Annotated in this window: 17 protein-coding genes; 2 read left to right on the forward strand and 15 right to left on the reverse strand. The window is 44.1% G+C overall.

The annotated features are described in order from the left end of the window. Positions 1–4: 4 nt before the first annotated feature. The 15 genes from rnhB to rpsB all read right to left on the reverse strand — a co-directional run bounded on the left by rnhB (position 5) and on the right by rpsB (position 15,093). Complete coding sequence (gene rnhB, locus Phpb_RS20800; protein WP_065392037.1) at positions 5–595, reverse strand: ribonuclease HII; 591 nt, start codon at positions 593–595, stop codon at positions 5–7. Then, positions 592–1,776: a lipid-A-disaccharide synthase gene (gene lpxB, locus Phpb_RS20805; protein ID WP_065392038.1), complete on the reverse strand. Its 1,185-nt coding sequence runs from the start codon at positions 1,774–1,776 to the stop codon at positions 592–594. Before lpxB ends, rnhB begins: the two co-directional genes overlap by 4 nt. 4 nt (positions 1,777–1,780) lie before the next feature. Next, entirely contained in the window at positions 1,781–2,569 is a 789-nt protein-coding gene (gene lpxA / locus Phpb_RS20810; RefSeq protein WP_065392039.1) for an acyl-ACP--UDP-N-acetylglucosamine O-acyltransferase, read from the reverse strand. Positions 2,570–2,572: 3 nt separating this feature from the next. Further along, on the reverse strand, positions 2,573–3,025 hold the full coding sequence (gene fabZ / locus Phpb_RS20815; RefSeq protein ID WP_036781244.1) for a 3-hydroxyacyl-ACP dehydratase FabZ: 453 nt from the start codon (positions 3,023–3,025) through the stop codon (positions 2,573–2,575). Positions 3,026–3,179: 154 nt separating this feature from the next. Next, positions 3,180–4,208: a UDP-3-O-(3-hydroxymyristoyl)glucosamine N-acyltransferase gene (lpxD, locus tag Phpb_RS20820; protein WP_065392040.1), complete on the reverse strand. Its 1,029-nt coding sequence runs from the start codon at positions 4,206–4,208 to the stop codon at positions 3,180–3,182. A gap of 3 nt (positions 4,209–4,211) precedes the next feature. Further along, positions 4,212–4,709, reverse strand: coding sequence for a molecular chaperone Skp (gene skp, locus Phpb_RS20825; protein ID WP_065392041.1), 498 nt, complete (start codon positions 4,707–4,709; stop codon positions 4,212–4,214). Between the two features lie 110 nt (positions 4,710–4,819). After that, positions 4,820–7,213 (reverse strand): outer membrane protein assembly factor BamA, encoded by a 2,394-nt coding sequence (bamA, locus tag Phpb_RS20830; protein WP_065392069.1) that lies wholly within the window; start codon positions 7,211–7,213, stop codon positions 4,820–4,822. 34 nt (positions 7,214–7,247) lie between these two features. Next, a complete protein-coding gene (gene rseP, locus Phpb_RS20835) occupies positions 7,248–8,603 on the reverse strand; it encodes a sigma E protease regulator RseP (protein WP_082302653.1) in 1,356 nt (451 codons plus the stop codon). A 28-nt stretch (positions 8,604–8,631) separates the two neighbouring features. Beyond that, positions 8,632–9,480, reverse strand: coding sequence for a phosphatidate cytidylyltransferase (gene cdsA / locus Phpb_RS20840; protein WP_065392042.1), 849 nt, complete (start codon positions 9,478–9,480; stop codon positions 8,632–8,634). A gap of 9 nt (positions 9,481–9,489) precedes the next feature. After that, complete coding sequence (gene ispU, locus Phpb_RS20845) at positions 9,490–10,185, reverse strand: (2E,6E)-farnesyl-diphosphate-specific ditrans,polycis-undecaprenyl-diphosphate synthase (protein ID WP_240492637.1); 696 nt, start codon at positions 10,183–10,185, stop codon at positions 9,490–9,492. A gap of 283 nt (positions 10,186–10,468) precedes the next feature. Beyond that, positions 10,469–11,665 (reverse strand): 1-deoxy-D-xylulose-5-phosphate reductoisomerase, encoded by a 1,197-nt coding sequence (ispC, locus tag Phpb_RS20850; RefSeq protein WP_065392043.1) that lies wholly within the window; start codon positions 11,663–11,665, stop codon positions 10,469–10,471. Between the two features lie 140 nt (positions 11,666–11,805). Beyond that, on the reverse strand, positions 11,806–12,363 hold the full coding sequence (gene frr / locus Phpb_RS20855) for a ribosome recycling factor (RefSeq protein WP_036781275.1): 558 nt from the start codon (positions 12,361–12,363) through the stop codon (positions 11,806–11,808). Positions 12,364–12,482: 119 nt separating this feature from the next. Next, a complete protein-coding gene (gene pyrH, locus Phpb_RS20860) occupies positions 12,483–13,211 on the reverse strand; it encodes a UMP kinase (protein ID WP_065392044.1) in 729 nt (242 codons plus the stop codon). Positions 13,212–13,364: 153 nt separating this feature from the next. Beyond that, on the reverse strand, positions 13,365–14,216 hold the full coding sequence (tsf, locus tag Phpb_RS20865) for a translation elongation factor Ts (protein ID WP_065392045.1): 852 nt from the start codon (positions 14,214–14,216) through the stop codon (positions 13,365–13,367). A 151-nt stretch (positions 14,217–14,367) separates the two neighbouring features. Continuing rightward, positions 14,368–15,093 (reverse strand): 30S ribosomal protein S2, encoded by a 726-nt coding sequence (gene rpsB, locus Phpb_RS20870; protein WP_065392046.1) that lies wholly within the window; start codon positions 15,091–15,093, stop codon positions 14,368–14,370. Positions 15,094–15,521: 428 nt separating this feature from the next. Here rpsB and map point away from each other — a divergent pair, with 428 nt between their 5' ends. Together map and glnD are read left to right on the forward strand one after the other, a co-directional pair. After that, a complete protein-coding gene (gene map / locus Phpb_RS20875; RefSeq protein WP_065392047.1) occupies positions 15,522–16,319 on the forward strand; it encodes a type I methionyl aminopeptidase in 798 nt (265 codons plus the stop codon). 136 nt (positions 16,320–16,455) lie between these two features. After that, positions 16,456–19,104, forward strand: a complete 2,649-nt coding sequence (gene glnD / locus Phpb_RS20880) for a bifunctional uridylyltransferase/uridylyl-removing protein GlnD (RefSeq protein WP_065392048.1) — start codon at positions 16,456–16,458, stop codon at positions 19,102–19,104. Positions 19,105–19,113 lie beyond the last annotated feature (9 nt).

Genomic DNA, 19,113 nt, shown 5'->3' on the forward strand with positions numbered 1-19,113 from the left:
TTACTTAAAAGCCAATTGCTCTCTTAACCGGCGCAAAGCTTTTACGATGATGTTCTGTCGCTCCCAACTGAGACAACTTTTCCAAATGAAATGCGGTCGGGTAGCCTTTATGCTTAGCAAATCCATATTCAGGAAACAGTTGATCCAGTTCAGCCATTTCCCGATCTCTGGTAACTTTCGCCACAATAGAAGCGGCACTGATTTCAGCAACCAGTCCATCGCCTTTTATCACCGCTTGTGCCGGCATGGGTAATTTAGGGCAACGGTTACCATCAATCAGCACATATTCAGGAGAAATAAGCAAATTAGCCACAGCCCTCTGCATCGCAAGCATAGTTGCATGCAGGATATTCAATTGATCAATTTCCGCCGGTTCTGCACGCCCTAAACTCCAGCACAACGCTTTTTCTGTGATCTCCAGGTACAGTGCCTCACGGCGTTTTTCACTAAGTTTTTTAGAATCAGCCAAACCAACTATCGGCCGTAACGGATCTAAAATCACAGCGGCAGTCACAACCGCCCCCACTAATGGACCTCGACCAACTTCATCAACCCCAGCAATCAGACTCGCCTGAGGATATATAAATTCCATCATTTTCCTGCCAATTCCAGCACGGCTTGTGCTGCTTGTTCGTCAGCATTACAACGAATGCTTTCATGCAAATGTAAAAATGTCTGTTTCAATACTTCAACTTTTTCATTGCCTTGTAGTAACGGCAACAACTTATCTGCAAGCTTTTGCGGCTGACATTCTTCCTGCAATAATTCTTTAACTAACTCTTCACCGGATAATAAGTTAGGCAATGAAACATAAGGCGTTTTTACCAGACGTTTTGCCAACCAGAAAGTCAATGACTTCATTCGGTAACCAACTACCATTGGACATTTTGCCAACATACATTCCAAGGCTGCGGTACCAGAGGCCAAAAGTGCGGCATCACTTGCGATCATGATTTCCCGCGCTTTGCCATCCACAAGATGAACATTCAGCTCTGGCGCAACTTCTTGCTTAATGCGCTCAAATTGTTCACGCCGTTTAGCATTCACCAACGGCACAAATACATGCAGATCAGGTATGCTTTGCTGCAATAACTGAGCTGTTTTAAGAAAATCCGCGCTCAGCATCTCAACCTCAGAATGACGACTCCCCGGCAATAAAGCCAAGCAAACAGCCTCTGGCGGAATACCTAATAGTTCACGCGCCGCTGCTTTATTTGGTTGCAATGGCATGGCATCCGCCATCGTATGTCCAATAAACCGGCACGGAACATTAAACTTATCGTAAAACGCTTTTTCAAAAGGTAAGAAAGCGAGAACCATATCTGTAGCTTTACCAATTTTGAAAACACGTTTTTGCCGCCAAGCCCATACCGACGGACTAACATAATGAATAGTGCGAATGCCTCGCTGTTTTAACCGACCTTCCAAGGTGATATTGAAATCCGGCGCATCAATACCCACAAATACATCAGGTTTCAATTCAGTGAAACGGGTTGTCAGATCCTTACGTATTTTCAGCAAACGAGGCAAACGTTCGAGAACTTCAACAACCCCCATTACTGCTAGCTCTTCCATCTCATACCAAGCCTCACAACCTTCAGCCTGCATAAGAGGACCCGCCACACCGACAAAACGGGCATTAGGTACTTTTGCTTTTAAAGCACGAATTAAACCTGCACCAAGGATATCACCGGAGGTTTCTCCGGCGATTAATCCAATAGTCAGCGGACGCAGACTATTAATAGAAGAAATGGTAGCCAAAGGAGTATCCTTCATCTACTTAACGGATAATGCCGCGAGTAGAATTTGCCAAAAAATCACTGAAAATTTTTACATGCTGATTATTTTCAGCCAGCTCAGCAATTTCTTGTTGTGCTTCTTCTAACGTTTTTCCGTTACGATACAAAATTTTGTACGCATTTCTAATTGCATGCAATGAATCTTTATCAAAACCACGGCGTTTCAGACCTTCGACGTTGGTGCCAAAAGGTGTTGCGTGATTCCCCTGAGCAATAACATATGGTGGAATATCCTGTACCACGCCGGAACACCCTCCCACCATAGCATGAGAGCCTATCTGACAGAACTGATGAATCGCACTCATACCACCAATGATGACATAATCCCCCAGGATAACATGCCCCCCTAAAGTACCATTATTCGCAATGACACAACGATCACCGACAATACAGTCATGAGCGATATGAGCATTAATCATCAACAAATTATCATTGCCGATTTTCGTTACACCACCACCCTGCACGGTACCACGATGAATGGTGACACTTTCGCGGATACGGTTACGATCACCAATTTCAACTCGAGTTGGTTCGCCGTGATATTTCAGGTCCTGATTCATTTCGCCAATAGAAGCAAACTGAAAAATCTGGTTATCACGGCCGATTTTGGTTATTCCATTGACAACAACATGGGACTTTAGCTCTGTACCTTCGCCAATTTCAACCTGAGAACCAATACAACAAAACGGTCCAATACGAACATTAGCACCGATAACCGCACCATCTTCTACAATAGCGCTAGGATGTATATAAGCGGTTTCATCAATCATAGACTAAACCTCACGACGGCGAGCACACATCATTTCTGCTTCGCAAGCTACTTCTCCATCGACTTTCGCTACGCCTCTACAACGCGCAACCCCTCGACGCTCCTTAATAAATTCTACTTCTAATATCATTTGATCCCCAGGCACTACCGGACGTTTAAAACGGGCGCCATCGATAGCAGCAAAATAATAGAGCTCATTTGGCTCTAGTTTACCCACACTCTTAAATGCCAGAATTCCGGTAGCCTGTGCCATAGCTTCAAGGATCAGAACGCCAGGGAAAATAGGTTTGCCGGGGAAATGTCCCTGAAAGAAGGGTTCGTTAAAAGATACATTTTTTACTGCACGTAAGAATTTACCTTCCTCAAAATCAAGAACGCGATCCACCAATAAAAACGGATAACGATGTGGAAGTAGATCTAAAATTTCTTCAATGTGCAGAGTATGATTATCACTCATCTAAATACTCTTCCTGTCAAAAAGGACTAATTGTATTAACGACACGGCCCGCTTAAACCCCAAATCCAGAGTTCCCAGGCAGGCCGCAAAATAAAACACAACCAAAAATAAAAATATAGTGCAATTAAATCTAGTACAATTAAATATAGTGCAATTACTCGTTTTCGCCTTCCAATTTACTCTCCATTGACTTAAGACGTTTATTCATTTCATTGATATTCATGACTAAAGCTGCCGTCTTACGCCAAACTTTATTTGGTTGCGCCGGAATGCCAGAGGAGTATACACCAGGTTCAGTGATAGGACGCATCACCATACTCATTCCCGTGACTGTTACCTTATCACAGATTTCCATATGTCCATTAATTACACTGGCGCCGCCAATCATACAGTAACAACCAATTTTCAGACTACCGGCCATGATCACACCGCCAGCAATCGCCGTATTGTCACCAATGATAACATTATGAGCAATCTGACACTGGTTATCGATAATGACGCCATTGCCAATAATAGTATTATCCAAAGCTCCCCGATCAATCGTCGTACAAGCGCCAATCTCAACCCTGTCACCAATAATGACTGACCCTAATTGAGGGATTTTAACCCATTTACCACGATCATTCGCATAGCCAAAACCATCAGACCCAATCACTGCTCCCGACTGAATCAAACACTGCTCACCCATTTCAACATTATGATAAACAGAAACATTCGCCCAAAGACGGCTTCCCGCGCCAATACGCGTATTTTTACCAATAAAGCAGCCTGCACCGATAACCACATTGTCATCAAGAACAACGCCAGATTCGATAACAGCATTAGCTCCAACAGCGACATTCTTACCCAAAGTTGCCAGAGGTGAAATCACCGCAGAAGGGTGAATATCCTGTGCGGGAACCGGTGTTGCATCCATAATCTGAGCCATATAGGCATATGCCAGATAAGGATTGTCGACAACCAACGCGGGAATATTGCAATAAGGAAGATCTGACGCCTGGAGAACGACAGCGGCAGCCTGACATTCAGCTAAACGCTCACGGTAACGACTGTCAGATAAAAAAGTGATCTGCTCGCTATTGGCAGAATGCATTGGTGCAATACTGGTGATAACAATATCGCCATCACCATGTAATTGTGCATTCAACTGCTGAGCTAAATCAGCCAATCGAATTGAAGACATCTATTATTTAACCTGTTTCAACACACTTGCAGTAATATTTTTGCCAGATACTGAATAAGCAACAGCATTCGCATCAATAACAACATCATAGCCTTCTTTGCCAGCAACTACTTTGATTGCGTCCTGAATACGACTTAGAATTTTGTTGCGCTCTTCCATCTCGCGACGACGGTGATCTTGTTCAAAAGCTTGAGCTTTTTTGGCAAATTCTTCACGCTTAGCCATCACATCTTTTTCCAGATTAGTACGCTCACTGGATTTCATAGTGGAACCATCACGCTGTAATTTCTGGATCTTGGATTGCAAGTCAGTTTCCATCCGTTGCAATTCAGATGCGCGGTTTTTAAACTCATTTTCCAACTGCCTGGCAACAGCTTCGCGGGCTGGCAACTGCTGGAAAATCTCGCCAACATTTACAACGGCAATTTTGTCTGCTGCCTGAACGCCAGCAGAGAAAGCTAATGCAATACCAAAGCTTGCTGCACACAACCATTTTTTCACTATAAACTCCTTAAACCACGCTATCTGTAACCTATTGGAAAACTTAGTCAATGCTCTGAAACCTACGATTTCAGAGCTTGCTCTATCAATAATAAGATAAAAACGCATTATCACCAGGTTTTGCCAATATTAAATTGGAATTGCTCTGATCTATCACCTTCGTAGTCTTTGATCGGCTTGGCATAAGAGAATACCAGCGGACCTAAAGGAGACATCCATTGCAATGCAATACCCGCCGAAACACGGATATTACCTGGTTTACTGTAATCAGGTATGCCTCTGCTCTTCATAGCAGCAGAATCATTCCAATAGGTATCCCAAACCGTACCTGAATCAATAAAGAATGAAGTTCGGACAGAGTTCGAATACTTACTATCAAGGAACGGCGTTGGAGTAATCAGCTCAAGGCTAGCTACCGCCATTGCATTCCCCCCCACAGCATCGCGAGATGGACTATCTTTCTTAGGATCATCTTTTCCATTCAGATAAATCGCTTTAGGCCCAATATTGTTAGAACGGAAACCGCGAACCGTACTGGAGCCACCTGCATAAAAGTTTTCATAGAATGGCAACTCTTTACCGCCTAATCCATCCCCATAACCTAAACGACCACGCCCCAAAATCACCCAAGTATGATCGTCATTAATCGGATAATACGCAGAAGTATCAAGAGTCACTTTATAGAATTCGTTATCCGAACCAGGAATAGTCACTTTACCATTCAGAGTCGATTTCACACCGGATGTTGGGAAGAAACCACGGTCAAGGTTGTTATATGTCCAACCTATATTCAAAGCAAAGTCATCCGCTTTGAACTCAGCTTTACTTTTATAATCTGGTTTCTCACCCATAGAATTCAGATAGCGCCACATAGCTGCCTGAGGAAGCATATCAGACAGTGAGTTATGCACATAATTTAACCCAAAACGCAGGGAGTTATTTTCATTAACCGGGAAACCGAGGAAACCATCTATACCATAACTTTGGTTGGTATAGCCGGATAATTCAGCATCATCGGCTCTGAAATCGTTGTAGAATACCCGGCCACCAAGACTCACTCCATTAACTGTGAAGTATGGATCAGTGAAGGAGAGCTCTGCATAGGTTGAATAATCGTTCTTACTAGCATTAATCCCCACAGCATTACCTGTACCTAACCAGTTATCTTGCTGAGCGCCAACCTGGAAGCTAACGCCGCTTTCTGTACCAAAACCAACACCAAAGTTCAAAGAGCCGGTATTACGTTCTTTCACTTTATAAACGACATCTACCTGATCAGGGCTACCTGGTACACGCTGAGTTTCAACATCTACCGTTTCGAAATACCCCAAACGGTTAAGACGCTCTTTACCCAATTCAACCAGATCACTCCCTAACCATGCACTCTCCATCTGACGCATTTCACGGCGCAGAACAGAATCTTTAGTGGTGTCATTACCAGAGAAACGAATTTTACGAACATAGAAACGGTTACCCGCATCAATATTGACATGCAGCTTTACTGTTTTATCCTGATCATTGATTTCAGGTTGCGTCATCACTCGTGGATAAGCATAACCATAGCGACCAAGCAAGTTCTTAATGTCATTTTCCATTTTAGTCACCTGAGTCCCGTTATACAGAGATCCAGGCTCAATGGCAGCCAACTTAGTAATTTCTGACTGATAACCCGCCATATTACCGTTTAAGTCAATACCTGATATTTTGTATTGATCCCCTTCAGTCATATTTATCGTGACATAAATACCTTTTTTATCTGGCGTCAAACTGACCTGAGTCGAATCAATGTTGAAACGGGCATAACCGCGATCAAGGTAAAAACTGCGCAATGCTTCAAGGTCACCAGTCAGTTTTTGTTTCTGATATTTCTGATCAGCAGTCAGATTCCACCACGGCACATCATCTCTAAGTTGGAAACGATTCAATAGCTCATCAGAAGAAAATGATTTATTACCGACAATGTTAATTTGCTGGATTTTTGCCGAAACACCCTCAGCGAAAACCAGTTTTAAATCGACACGGTTACGTGGAAGTGGCGTAACAACCGCTTTTACACTAGCGTTGTATTTCCCCACACTGTAATAGAAATCCTCTAATCCTCTTTCGATATTGGACAGCATCGTGCGGTCAAGGGCTTCTCCGACCCGAACATGAGATGCCTCAAGGTTTTGTTTCAACATGTCATCTTTCACCGATTTATTGCCGGAGAAAGTGATGCTGGCAATAGTCGGCCGTTCTTTTACCTGAACAATAAGTGTATTGCCATCACGCAGGACACGAACGTCTTCAAAGTTACCAGTAGCAAATAGTGCATGAATGGTACGACCGATATCTTCATCGCTGACCGTATCACCTACGCGAACTGGCATATTCAATAATGCTGCACCTACGGCGACGCGTTGAAGACCTTCAAAGTGAATGTCCTGAACTACGAATCCGTCTGCACCGTATGCAGTGGCGCTGCCGAACAGCAGCGACGCTATGAGTAACTTTTTCATCGCCATCGTTGTAATGCGTCTTCCTAACCAGTCTTCCGCTTTAAAAGCGGGAGAAATCATTGAAAAGTGCAAGCCCCATCAATAACACCAGTATCATGGCACCGATGCGATAGCTGAAGTCTTGTACACGCTCGGAAATCGGCCCACCCTTTATCTTTTCGATAAACAAGAAGAGCAGATGTCCACCATCTAACACAGGTAATGGGATTAGGTTAATAATCCCAAGATTGACGCTTATCAACGCCAAAAACATCAAATAATACACCAAGCCGGAATCAGCCGACACCCCCGCCCCTTTGGCGATAGAGATAGGCCCACTCAGGTTGTTAATTTTCACATCACCAACGATCAGCTTACCAATCATACTGACAGTTAATCGCATCAGTTGCCAAGTCTTATCTCCAGCCTGATACATGGCAGAGAAAGGCCCATATTGCTGAACGATTCTATATTCATCGGCTAATGGCACAACTCGCAGTTCCACACCGGCAAAACCAACTTTCCTGCCACCGGATTGTTGTTTTACTTCCGGCGTCATAGAGAGAGAAATAATATGACCAGCCCGATCCACGGAAAGTTCCAGCGGGGCATTCGGATTATTACTGACAAAAGATGTAAAAGTATGCCAAGCATCTATTTCCTGATCACCGACTTTAACTATCCTATCCCCCTTTTGCAAACCCGCCTTTTCCGCTGCGGAGCCAAGGATAACTTTTTCCACCAGAGAATCCAAATGAGGAGCGACAGGCATAATCCCTAGAGACAATACAGGGTCCTGCTTATCAGGATCAAAGCTCCATTGCCGCAAATCCAGAATTTTCTCTACCGGATATGATGAACCAGGAGAGATAACCTGAACGGTCATATTATCGTCACCTATCTTGCCCACCAGAGCAAAACGAACTGAATTCCAATCAGGCGTTTCGATACCATCTACGGATTTTAGTTCCATTCCCGATGAAATATTTGCTTGCGCAGCGATAGAATCTGGTTTGATATCCGCAACAACAGGACGTATTGCCGGCACACCAATAATAAAAACTAACCAATAAACCACAGCCGCCAATAAAAAGTTAGCAATTGGCCCGGCACTGACAACCGCAGCACGTTGACCAAGTGTTTTATTATTGAATGCCATATGACGGTGTTCAGGAGAAACAGGTGAAACACGCTCATCAAGCATTTTCACATATCCCCCCAGTGGAATAAGGGCTATAACATACTCCGTTCCCTGGCGATCCATACGCCGCCATAGCGCTTTACCAAAACCAATGGAGAAACGTTCAACGTGAATACCACACTTTCTGGCTACCCAAAAATGACCGAACTCATGCACAGTGATCAATATGCCTAGCGCAATAATAAAAGCCGCTAGATTCCAGAGAATTCCCATCATATTTTTTAAACGCCGTCAAACAGAGAGATCAAAACACCAGCAATATCATGCCGGCAAAGACAGGGATCGCAGCAGTCAGACTATCAATACGATCCATAATACCGCCATGCCCCGGAATTAGCTGGCTGCTATCCTTAATACCTGATTCACGTTTGAACATACTCTCAGTTAAATCACCAAATACAGAAGCGATAACAACAATAGCAGAACACAACATAAGTTTTTCAGGCATTGCAGGTACTGGAGCATATTTTCCAAACAACCATGAAATAATGGCCGCGGTCATTAATCCCCCGATTAATCCTTCCAGCGTTTTTCCTGGAGAAACTTTCGGCGCCATTTTACGTTTACCTAAAGTACGCCCAAAGAGATAAGCGCCAGAATCCGCCCCCCATACCAGCAACATGACATACAGTAACCACCATGCGCCATAATATGAATTATCACCATATCCCTGAGTTCGTAAGACCATCATTCCACAGTAAAACGGCACTAATGTCAGGATACCAAACAAAAGGCGCAATAAAATGGATTTCTTCCAAATTGCAGCGGAAGAAGGATAGGTAACAACCAGAAGCGTCGCGACAATCCACCAAATCATCCCCCCCCATAGGGCAAAAGTGATTTGCGGCTGTCCAATCAAATCAGTGAAATCTGGCAGAGTATACTGTAGAGCTAATAAACCAATAGCAAACAGAGCCGCCAGAATAGCTCGTTTCGTTTGGCTAAATAAGCCAGCGAATTGCCCCCATTCCCATGCGGCAAGGGCTGAAACAGCGATAATGACCAGCCCAAATGCTACTGGCGGCAGCAAAAACAGAGCGGCAATCACAAGAGGGATTAATATTACAGCCGTTATAAGGCGGTACTTCAGCAAGAGTTCCTCCTATGATCCCACATCGGCATCGTCTGATATTGTTCCGCCAAACCGGCGTTCTCTTTTAGCAAAGGCATTAATCGCACCTTCAAAAACGGTTTCATCAAAATCAGGCCAGAGTATATCGGTAAAATAGAATTCTGCATAAGCTATCTGCCATAATAGAAAATTACTGATACGATGCTCACCTCCAGTTCTGATGACTAAATCAACCTGAGGCTGCTGGCTTAGATTCATATAATTATTAACTAATTCTTCAGTAATATCCTGTGGCTCAAGGGAGTTATCTTTAATCTGCTGAGCAATTTTCTGAACATTTTGAACAATATCCCAACGACCACCATAATTTGCAGCAATATTAAGTCGCAGCCCCGTATTATTAGCAGTCAACTTAACTGAGCGACAGATACGATCCTGTAAACGCTCACTGAACCGGCTGATATCACCAATAACAGATAATCTAATATTATGCTTATGTAAACTTTTAACTTCGCTATCTAGTGCAAAAATAAATAGTTCCATTAAAGAACTGACTTCTTGCTCCGGTCGATTCCAGTTTTCACTACTGAAAGCGTATAGCGTCAGTGACTCTATTTTATGTTTAGCCGAGAAACTCACCGCACTCCGTACCGCTTTAATCCCCGCACGATGACCAAAGGCTCTTAATTTCCCTCGCTTCTTTGCCCAACGGCCGTTACCATCCATAATAATGGCAACATGTTTAGGTAATAATGACGATAAATCGTTCTGATGATGATTGCTGGATAATATCACTCAATTAATCCTTTACTGGTCAGGGTAATTCTCTTACAAGTTCAGGCATCCAAACATAAAAAAGCCGTGTCTGGTATCCACGGCCTGGGTAAAAGCCTAATTATCTGGAAGAGAACTTCCAAAATCTGGACCGTTAATTATATCAACCAACAGTTATACGCAAACTATACCATCAGGTAAAAATGCGGACAAATACCCATTTGCCAATCCAAGACTATCTGATAAATGAACGAATAGTCTTCATAGCCAAATCTCTTGCGAGATTATCAATCTGTAAGACCTCCTCAATGCTCTGAGGTTCCGGCAAATTTAATTTTTCTACAACCTGACGGTTTATAATTGCAATATCTGTGAAAGAGATTCCATTTTGTAAAAAAACCCTAACGATCTCTTCATTCGCTGCATTCAAGGCTGTCGTTGCGGCCTGACCTGCGTGACAAGCTTCAATAGCCAGTTTCAAACATGGATACCGTTCATAATCTGGTTTCGAGAACGTCAGTGCACCTAAAGAATAAAAATCAAGAGGTTCAACACCAGAAGCAATACGATTTGGGTACGCCATTGCATAGGCAATCGGTGTACACATATCCGGCGTTCCTAATTGAGCAATAACGCTGCCATCTTGATAACGGACCATAGAGTGAATAACCGATTGAGGATGGATGACCACTTCCATTTCCGCAGCAGATGCATTGAACAAGCAACACGCCTCAATATATTCCAACCCCTTATTCATCATTGTCGCAGAATCTACCGAAATCTTACGCCCCATCGACCAATTCGGATGAGCACAAGCCTGGTCCGGTGTAACAAAAGCCAATTGCTCCAGAGGAGTATGACGAAAAGGCCCGCCAGATCCTGTCAGAATGATATTAGCAATTCCGTGTTGTTTTAGATCTCCGCGTCCAAGGTTTCGCTGTATGACTTCAGGTAAGCTCTGGAAAATAGCATTATGTTCACTGTCAATGGGTAATAATTGAGCATTATGTTGCGCCACCGCATCCATAAAAAACCGACCGCTGGTAATCAGCGACTCTTTATTAGCAAGTAAAATCTGTTTACCCGCTCGGATGGCCGCCAGCGTTGGTAGTAAGCCAGCAACACCAACAATCCCAGACATCACCTGATCAACATCATTCAACGCAGCCAAATCACACGTAGCCTGTTCCCCGAAAAATACTTCGGTTTTACAGCCTTGTTCAATGAGCAACTGACGCAACTCTTTTGCGGAAACTTCGTCCGCCATTGCAGCACATTGAGGCCGAAATTCCAGACATTGTTCAGCCATAACCTGAATATTTTTTCCAGCGGCAAGCGCTGTTACTTTAAATTTATCCGGATGATTGCGAACTACAGTAAGTGTACTTTTGCCTACGGAACCTGTGGAACCAAGGATGGTCAACCTTTTCATACTGATGCTCTGAATTGTTTTATTTGGTGTGTATTGATACTTGTCTGATTTGCCTGGCTATGAGCGCTCATGACTTCAGAGAAATGCCGAATAAAAATAGCGCCACAAGATAGCAGCGCTGATGTATCTTATGAAAGAGATTAGAACTCCATCAGTTCTTCTTCTTTCTTCGTTAAAGCTTCATCAACTTTTTTGATGAAATTATCCGTCAGCTTTTGAATATCATCCTGCGCACGACGCTCATCATCTTCACTGATCTCTTTGTCTTTCAACAGCGCTTTGATTTTGTCGTTAGCATCACGACGAATATTACGCACAGAGACACGCCCCTGCTCAGCTTCGCCACGAACCACCTTAATCAAATCTTTACGGCGTTCTTCTGTCAACGGTGGCAAAGGAACGCGGATTGTTGTCCCCGCAGAAGATGGATTCAGCCCTAAATCAGAAGCCATGATTGCCTTTTCAATCGCCGGCGTTATAGTACGATCAAATACCGTGATAGCCAGGGTACGCGCATCCTCAGCAACAACGTTAGCAAGCTGACGCAAAGGCGTTGGCGCACCATAATACTCAACAGTGATACCATCCAGCAGACTAGGAGAAGCTCGGCCGGTACGAACCTTGCTAATTTGGTTTTTAAGTGCTTCGACGCTCTTTTCCATACGGTCTTGTGCGTCTTTTTTGATTTCATTAATCACGTTACAAACCCTTGGGAACTGGTTGTTTTCAAGCCATAAATCATTATGACCATGATTTGTTAAATTTGGCGTATCAGGCGACTCATCATACCGCCAAACATCTCTGGTGTCTTTGAACATTACTCATGAAAAATCAGGGTACCTTCATTTTCCCCCATCACCACACGACGTAACGCCCCCGGCTTATTCATGTTAAATACGCGAATGGGTAAGCTATGATCACGAGCCAACGTGAATGCCGCCAAATCCATAACTTTCAATTCACGCTCTAATACCTGCTGATATGAAAGCTTATCAAACAATACCGCTTCCGAATCTTTAGCCGGATCAGCCGAATAAACACCATCTACTTTAGTTGCTTTTAGCACAACATCGGCTTCAATCTCAATACCACGCAAACACGCTGCCGAATCTGTAGTAAAGAACGGATTGCCGGTACCCGCAGAGAAAATAACAACACGACCATGACGTAACAAACTAATTGCTTCTGCCCAACTATAGTTATCGCAAACGCCATTTAAAGGAATTGCAGACATTAGACGGGCGTTCACATAGGCGCGGTGTAATGCATCCCGCATTGCCAGACCATTCATTACTGTTGCCAACATGCCCATGTGGTCGCCGACTACACGGTTCATTCCTGCTTCTGCCAAGCCAGCACCACGAAACAGATTACCACCGCCAATGACGACACCGACCTGTACGCCTAACTCAACCAGTTCTTTAATCTCCTGAGCCATACGATCTAAAACGCTGGCATCTATACCAAAACCTTCTGCACCTTGCAGGGCTTCGCCACTGAGTTTAAGCAGGATACGCTGATATACGGGTTTTGCATTGGTTGCCATGATGTTCTGTCCTAAGCAGAAAAGTATATTGGGGATTTACATACATCCGGGTCATTCTGACCAGATGCAAAAACTCAACACCTACTGGAATAGGCGGTTTAGATTAGATAAAACAGAACCGCCATTTGGCGGCCCTGTTTGTAAAAATTAAGACTATTTACTCATTGCAGCAACTTCTGCTGCGAAATCAGTCTCAACTTTCTCAATACCTTCACCCACTTCATAACGGATGAAGCTGGTCACTTTAGCATTGTTTTCTTTCAGCAGATCGCCGACAGTTTTGCTCGGATCCATCACGAAATTCTGACCTGTCAGAGAGATCTCGCCGGTGAATTTATTCATACGGCCAGAAACCATTTTCTCTGCGATTTCACGTGGCTTACCAGACTGCATTGCGATATCCAGTTGGATTTGGTGCTCACGCTCAACAACGTCAGCAGGTACATCGCTTGGGTTAACATATTCTGGCTTGCTTGCAGCGATGTGCATAGCCACATGCTTAATCAGCTCTTCATTAGCGCCTTCAGCCGCAACCAGAACACCGATACGCGCACCATGCAGGTAAGTACCCAGTTGTTCGCCTTCTAATACAGAAACGCGACGAATGTTAATGTTTTCACCGATTTTAGCAACCAGTGCGGTACGCTGCTCTTCGAACTTAGCTTTCAGCGTTTCAATATCAGAGACTTTATCAGCCAATACTGCCGCCATAACTTCTTTACCGAAAGCGATGAAGCCAGCATCTTTAGCAACGAAGTCAGTTTCACAGTTCAGCTCAACCAAAGCGCCGAATTTGCCATCAGCAGCCACTTCTGCCAGGATGATACCTTCAGCAGCAACACGGCCAGCTTTCTTAGCCGCTTTCGCTTGACCTGATTTACGCATGTTGTCAATCGCTAACTCGATATCGCCATTAGCTTCAACCAGCGCTTTTTTACATTCCATCATACCTGCGCCAGTACGCTCACGCAGTTCTTTTACCAAAGCAGCGGTAATTCCAGACATTTGTTTTATTCCTCGATGTATCCCGCAGGAAGAGAGTATTCCGCATGGATAGTTCTTATATTAGATACGTAAAAGGGGGGCCATAACAGGCCCCCCTAACCAATATATTTCAATACCTGGTTAATAAGGGCTCAATAATGAGCTTGCCTTATTATTCAGCTTCTACAAAGCTTTCTTCTGCCTGAACAGCCAGATCTTGAGAACGACCTTCACGAACAGCAGTAGCAACAGCACCTAGATACAGTTTTACTGCACGGATTGCGTCATCGTTACCAGGGACGATGAAATCAACGCCATCTGGATCAGAGTTAGTATCAACAACCGCAAATACTGGGATACCCAGGTTGTTTGCTTCTTTGATAGCAATGTGTTCATGTTCAGCATCGATAACAAACAGAGCGTCAGGTAAGCCGCCCATATCTTTGATACCGCCCAAGCTATTTTCTAACTTACCAAGTTCACGAGAACGAATTAACGCTTCTTTCTTGGTCAGTTTGTCAAAAGTACCGTCCTGAGACTGTGCTTCTAAATCTTTCAAACGTTTGATGGACTGACGAACGGTTTTCCAGTTAGTCAACATGCCGCCTAACCAACGGTGATTAACGAAGTATTGATCACAGCCCTGAGCTGCTTCTTTAACCGCTTCGCTCGCAGCACGCTTAGTACCAACAAACAGAATTTTGCCTTTGCGTGAAGCAATTTTGTTCAGTTCAGCTAACGCGTCATTGAACATTGGAACAGTTTTTTCCAGGTTGATGATATGCACTTTGTTGCGAGCGCCAAAGATGAATGGTTTCATTTTTGGGTTCCAGTAACGAGTCTGGTGACCGAAGTGAACGCCCGCTTGCAGCATATCGCGCATGGAAACAGTTGCCATTGTAAACCTCTGTAAAATATTAAGTTGGGGTTATGCCTCCACGAGCCCCATAACACCGACTCCTTAGCTGCATGTTCTGCATGAGAGCACCCCGGTGTATGTGCCGACCCGTGTGTGTTATTACACAATGAGTATATTTAACGTCACTCTGTTTTACCTCAGTGGCAAATACAGAGAACGCCGGCGCGCTTTATATCATAAACCCGCCTAAGACACCAACTTTTGTTGCCACTTTCCGATAGCTCAATGTGAAAAGAAAGGTAGGGTTACGGAAGGTATTCTTGATAGGTAAAAAGGTAACGAGGGAAATAGGGCTGCCAACTGTTATTGGCAGATATTCTGTAGGCTGATACCATTAGTTCAATAATTTTTTCCTTGTTGAAAAACATACAACCAGCAGATTCGCTGGCATTGAATGGACAAGTTTCATGGCAATCTCAATTAAAACCTCTGAAGATATTGAAAAAATGCGCGTCGCTGGTCGACTGGCGGCAGAAGTGTTGGAAATTATTGAACCTTACGTCAAACCCGGTGTAACAACAGGTGAATTAGATCGTATCTGTCACGATCACATTACCAATAAACAACAAGCTATCTCCGCCTGTCTTGGTTATCACGGTTTCCCAAAATCCGTTTGTATTTCTGTTAATGACGTAGTGTGTCACGGTATCCCAAGTGATGATAAGGCATTGAAAGATGGCGATATTGTTAATATCGATGTAACTGTCATCAAAGAGGGCTTCCACGGTGATACATCAAAAATGTTCATTGTCGGTAAACCAACTATTCAAGGTGAGCGCCTATGCCGCATCACTCAGGAAAGTCTCTATCTGGCCTTAAAAATGGTGAAACCCGGCATTCGTCTACGCACTCTTGGTAGAGCCATCCAACAATTTGTTGAAGCCAACGATTTTTCTGTGGTCCGTGAATATTGCGGTCACGGCATCGGCGAAGGTTTCCATGAGGAACCACAAGTACTGCACTATGACGCCGATGATGGTGGCGTTGTTCTGCAAAAAGGTATGGCTTTCACTATTGAACCAATGGTTAACACCGGTGACTACCGCATCCGTACCATGAAAGATGGCTGGACAGTCAAAACGAAGGACCGCAGCCTGTCCGCACAATATGAACATACCATTGTTGTTACTGATAACGGCTGTGAAATCATGACATTGCGTAAAGAAGAAGAGCCAGAGCTTTCCGCAGTCTTGGTAAATGAATAATTAAAATAGCAAACTACGAAGCCTTGCTGAAATCATACAAGGCTTCTCATCTCTTCTCTGCAATATCCTCTTGTTTAACCCCCTACTTTCTCAGTAATCTGGCCTTATGATTCGCCCTTCTCATAGGTTTATGCTTATGTCAGCAGATATCGCCACAATTCGGGCCCCTATCCCGCCACTTTCTCCCGCTGATTTTTCTAGCGAAGAGCTTCACTACCCTATGTTGAAACATCACCTCGAAGAATTTCAACTTTGGCTAGAGCATGCATTTAAAGCGGGGATTTCCGCAGAAGCCTTGATTTCTGCACGCAGTGATTACATAGACCAATTATTACAACAATTATGGCATGCCTATGGATTTGATAAAATTTCATCACTTTCATTGATTGCCGTCGGCGGATATGGCCGACGGGAACTGCATCCGCTATCTGATATTGACGTGCTGATACTCAGCAAACAGTCGCTCACACCGCCTCAAGCTCAGAACGTTGGACAATTTATCACTTTACTATGGGATATCCGGCTGGAAGTCGGTCACAGTGTTCGCACACTTGAAGAGTGTTTGCTGGAAGGGCTGTCAGATCTAACTATTGCGACGAATTTAATCGAATCGCGGTTAATTTGTGGCGATCCAGCGATTTTTCTTCAGTTACAGCAACATACCTTCAGTGATGGTTTTTGGCCTTCTACTGACTTCTTTGATGCCAAAATTGTTGAACAACACGAACGCCACCAGCGCTATCACAGTACAAGTTATAATCTGGAACCTGATATCAAAAGCAGCCCCGGAGGGTTACGAGACATTCATACTCTACTGTGGGTTGCCCGTCGCCATTTTGGTGCAACCTCCATAGATGAAATGGTCGACTTTAGTTTCCTAACAGCGGAAGAACGTAATGAATTAAATGAATGCCAAAGCTTCCTTTGGCGTATCCGCTTTGCTCTTCATCTGGTAGTCAACCGTTATGATAATCGCTTGTTATTTGATCGCCAGTTCAGTATTGCTCAATTATTAGGTTATCAAGGGGAACGTAATCAACCGGTAGAACGCATGATGAAAGATTTCTATCGGATGACACGTCGCGTTAGCGAACTCAACAATATGCTACTGCAACTGTTTGATGAAGCTATTCTGGCACTGGAAACCAATGAAAAATCCCGCCCACTGGACAGTGAATTCCAGTTACGGGGGCAACTTATTGATCTAATCGACGAAACCCTGTTTATCAAAGAACCTGCGGCCATTATGCGGATGTTTTATCGCATGGCAGAATATGAGGAAGTTCAAGGCATTTATTCTACTACGTTACGCCACCTCCGTTATGCACGCCGCAACCTGTCTCAGCCATTGTGTGAATTGCCGGAGGCTCGCCAAATCTTTATGGATATTCTACGTCACCCTAGGGCGGTTGAAAGCGCATTTGTGCCCATGCATCGTCACAGTGTTCTTGGCGCTTATACACCGCTTTGGGGCAATATTGTCGGTCAGATGCAGTTTGATCTGTTTCACGCCTATACTGTCGATGAACATACCATCCGCGTACTGAGAAAATTGGAAAGTTTTGCCGATGAGAATAACCGTCCAGCCCATCCACTCTGTGTTGAGCTATACCCTCGTCTGCCTCAACCGGAGCTTCTACGTCTTGCTGCGCTATTTCATGACATCGCCAAAGGGCGTACCGGCGACCATTCTGAACTTGGCGCTGACGATGCGCTAGCGTTTTCACTGCAACACGGGCTTAACTCACTAGAAGCTGATTTGGTCGCCTGGCTGGTTCGTCATCATCTGTTAATGTCAGTCACAGCTCAACGGAGAGATATTCAGGACCCAGAAATCATCAAGCAATTTGCCCATCAAATCCTCAATGAAACCCGGTTACGCTACCTGATCTGCCTGACAGTCGCTGATATCTGCGCAACCAATATCAACCTATGGAATAGTTGGAAACAGAGCTTGTTACGGGAGCTCTATTTTTCTACAGAGCATCAATTACGCCAGGGAAATACACCAGATTTTCGTGAACGTATCCGCCACAACCGTTTTCAGGCACTTGCTCTGTTACGCCAAAATAATATTAACGAACAGAAACTTCATCGGCTCTGGAGTCGTTGTCATGCAGATTATTTCCTTCGCCATACGCCAAAACAACTTGCCTGGCACGCCCGTCATCTAGTGCAACATGATTCTCAAGAGTCACTGATACTGATAAGTACCAAGCCAACCCGCGGCGGTACAGAAATTTTTATCTGGAGCTTAGATCGCCCTTCCCTGTTTGCGGCAGTTGTCGGCGAACTGGATAGACGTAACCTGAGTGTTCATAATGCTCAAATATTTACCAATCGTGATGGTATGACAATGGATACCTTTGTGGTATTGGAACCCAATGGTCATCCTCTAGCATTGGATCGCCACGAAATAATACGTAACGCACTTTTACAAGTCGTTCTGGACCCTCATACCAAAACACCGAAAACGCGAAAATTACCAACTAAACTGCGCCACTTCAACGTACCAACAAAAGTGACCTTCTTACCTACCCATAACGAACGACGAACCTATATGGAACTATTTGCCCTGGATCAACCGGGATTACTGGCAAGAGTCGGTAATATTTTTGCTGAAATGGGGGTTTCACTACATGGCGCACATATCACCACCATCGGTGAACGTGTCGAAGATTTTTTTGTTCTGGCGGATAAAGACCACAAAGCATTAAATAAAAAAGTCAGAGAAGAATTATCAGAAAGGTTGACAGCAACCCTAAATCCAAAGGATAAAATATAACTCAATATA

The sequence above is a fragment of the Photorhabdus namnaonensis genome, from assembly GCF_001684335.1.
Classification (GTDB): Bacteria; Pseudomonadota; Gammaproteobacteria; order Enterobacterales; family Enterobacteriaceae; genus Photorhabdus; species Photorhabdus namnaonensis.

Bases quoted from the DNA above. Each gene is read 5' to 3' on its own strand.
- rpsB (WP_065392046.1), bottom strand. From the start codon at position 15,093: ATGGCAACTGTTTCCATGCGCGATATGCTGCAAGCGGGCGTTCACTTC.
- pyrH (WP_065392044.1), bottom strand. From the start codon at position 13,211: ATGGCAACCAATGCAAAACCCGTATATCAGCGTATCCTGCTTAAACTC.
- rseP (WP_082302653.1), bottom strand. From the start codon at position 8,603: ATGATGGGAATTCTCTGGAATCTAGCGGCTTTTATTATTGCGCTAGGC.
- glnD (WP_065392048.1), top strand. From the start codon at position 16,456: ATGTCAGCAGATATCGCCACAATTCGGGCCCCTATCCCGCCACTTTCT.
- bamA (WP_065392069.1), bottom strand. From the start codon at position 7,213: ATGGCGATGAAAAAGTTACTCATAGCGTCGCTGCTGTTCGGCAGCGCC.
- lpxD (WP_065392040.1), bottom strand. From the start codon at position 4,208: ATGTCTTCAATTCGATTGGCTGATTTAGCTCAGCAGTTGAATGCACAA.
- tsf (WP_065392045.1), bottom strand. From the start codon at position 14,216: ATGTCTGGAATTACCGCTGCTTTGGTAAAAGAACTGCGTGAGCGTACT.
- map (WP_065392047.1), top strand. From the start codon at position 15,522: ATGGCAATCTCAATTAAAACCTCTGAAGATATTGAAAAAATGCGCGTC.
- rnhB (WP_065392037.1), bottom strand. From the start codon at position 595: ATGATGGAATTTATATATCCTCAGGCGAGTCTGATTGCTGGGGTTGAT.
- lpxA (WP_065392039.1), bottom strand. From the start codon at position 2,569: ATGATTGATGAAACCGCTTATATACATCCTAGCGCTATTGTAGAAGAT.
- fabZ (WP_036781244.1), bottom strand. From the start codon at position 3,025: ATGAGTGATAATCATACTCTGCACATTGAAGAAATTTTAGATCTACTT.
- lpxB (WP_065392038.1), bottom strand. From the start codon at position 1,776: ATGAAGGATACTCCTTTGGCTACCATTTCTTCTATTAATAGTCTGCGT.
- ispU (WP_240492637.1), bottom strand. From the start codon at position 10,185: ATGGATGGTAACGGCCGTTGGGCAAAGAAGCGAGGGAAATTAAGAGCC.
- ispC (WP_065392043.1), bottom strand. From the start codon at position 11,665: ATGAAAAGGTTGACCATCCTTGGTTCCACAGGTTCCGTAGGCAAAAGT.